Below are 1,834 nucleotides of genomic sequence, written 5' to 3'. Positions count from 1 at the left end.
GGAAGTGTCGCGCGCGCAACGCACGGCGGCGGCGCGCGAGCGTCTGGCCGAGGCGCTTGCCGACTGGCCGGACAAGGCCCGCAAGCGCTATGTCGGCCAGCACTACGAGAATTACCTTTTGACCGTCGATCTCGCAGACCAGCTGCGCCATGCCGAATTCATTCGTGAGGCTGACGCGTCAGGCAACAAGCTTGCCACCATGGTCAAGACCCACCAGTTCGAGGCGGTGACCGAAATCACCGTGCTGGCGCAGGACCACCCCCGCCTGCTCTCGGTCATCGCCGGGGCGTGCGCCGGGGCCGGCGGCAACATTGTCGACGCGCAGATCTTCACGACGTCGGACGGCCGTGCGCTCGACACGATCCTGATCAGCAGAGAATTCGACCGCGACGAGGACGAGCGCCGGCGTGCCGAGCGTGTCGGCCGGCTGATCGAGGACGTGCTGTCGGGCAAGAGCTGGCTGCCGGAAATGATCGAGAAGCGCACCAAGCCGCGGCGCGGCTCCAAGGTGTTCAAGATCCCGCCGCGTGCCGAAATCCGCAACACGCTGTCGAATCGTTTTTCGGTCATCGAGGTCGAGGGCCTCGACCGGCCTGGGCTGCTGTCGGAGATCACCGGAACGCTTTCCGACCTGTCGCTTGACATCGCATCGGCCCACATCACCACCTTCGGCGAAAAGGTCATCGACACTTTCTATGTCACCGATCTCACTGGCCAGAAGATAGATAACCCGGCCCGCATCGCCACCATCCGCAATCGGCTGATGGCAACGCTCGAAGGCATCGTGTCCGAACGCGGCGGCAAGTCCAGGGCGGCGGCCGAGTGACAACGACCATCACTTTGTCCCAATTCCGCAGGCAGTTCCCAAAAGCATGAGCCTCGTCAAGAAATTCGCAACGGTCGCTTCCGGCACGCTGATGAGCCGCGCGCTCGGTTTCGGCCGCGAGATGCTGATGGCCGCCGCACTCGGCACCGGACCGGTCGCCGATGCCTTCAACGCCGCCTTCCAGTTTCCCAACACCTTTCGCCGGCTGTTTGCCGAGGGCGCCTTCAACGCCGCCTTCGTGCCGCTGTTCGCCAAGGAGATCGAGACCCACGGCACCGAAGGCGCCAAGCGCTTTTCCGAGGAAGTGTTCGGCGTGCTGTTCACGGCGCTGCTGGCGCTGACCATCATCATGGAATTGTCGATGCCGCTGATCGTGCGCTATCTGGTGGCGCCGGGTTTTGCCGGCACGCCGGGGAAGTTCGACACCACGGTGACGCTGGCGACGATCATGTTCCCCTATCTGATCTGCATGTCGTTGGGCGCGATGATGGCGGGCATGCTGAATTCGCTGCGCCGCTATTTCGCCGCCGCCGTGGCGCCGGTGTTCCTCAACATCATCCTGATCGGCGTGCTCGCCTATGCCTGGTACAAGGGCTCGGATGCCCTCACAGTCGGCTACGGGCTGTCCTGGGGCGTGCTTGCCGCCGGACTGGTGCAGCTGGCGATCGTCTGGGTGGCAGTGCGCCATGCCGGCATCTCGATCGGCTTTCGCCGTCCCAGAATGACGCCCGCGGTCAAGCGGCTGCTGATCCTGGCGCTGCCGGCGGCCATCACCGGCGGCATCACACAGATCAACCAGCTGATCGGCACGGCGATCGCCTCGGCGCAGAACAGCGCGGTGTCCTCGCTCGCCTATGCCGACCGCATCTACCAGTTGCCGCTCGGCGTGGTCGGTGTCGCGGTCGCCATCGTGCTGTTGCCCGAACTGTCGCGCGCGCTGAAGTCGGGCAATCTGATCGAGGCGGCCAATCTGCAAAACCGCTCGGTCGAGTTCACACTGTTCCTGAC

2 protein-coding genes are annotated in these 1,834 nt (G+C 64.5%); both read left to right on the top strand.

All coding sequences use genetic code 11. The annotated features are described in order from the left end of the window. On the top strand, positions 1-826 hold an 826-nt coding region (locus tag EN994_RS29585; RefSeq protein WP_127308061.1), incomplete at its 5' end, for an ACT domain-containing protein. Positions 827-872: 46 nt separating this feature from the next. Then, positions 873-1,834 (top strand): murein biosynthesis integral membrane protein MurJ (gene murJ, locus EN994_RS29580; RefSeq protein WP_127308060.1); only part of this gene is annotated, 962 nt, incomplete at its 3' end.

The sequence above is a fragment of the Mesorhizobium sp. M7A.F.Ca.CA.002.09.1.1 genome (assembly GCF_003998555.1).
In the GTDB taxonomy this organism is placed as follows: Bacteria; Pseudomonadota; Alphaproteobacteria; order Rhizobiales; family Rhizobiaceae; genus Mesorhizobium; species Mesorhizobium ciceri.
Note: the sequence above shows the minus strand (reverse complement) of the source record. Positions and strands in the feature narration are given on the sequence as shown.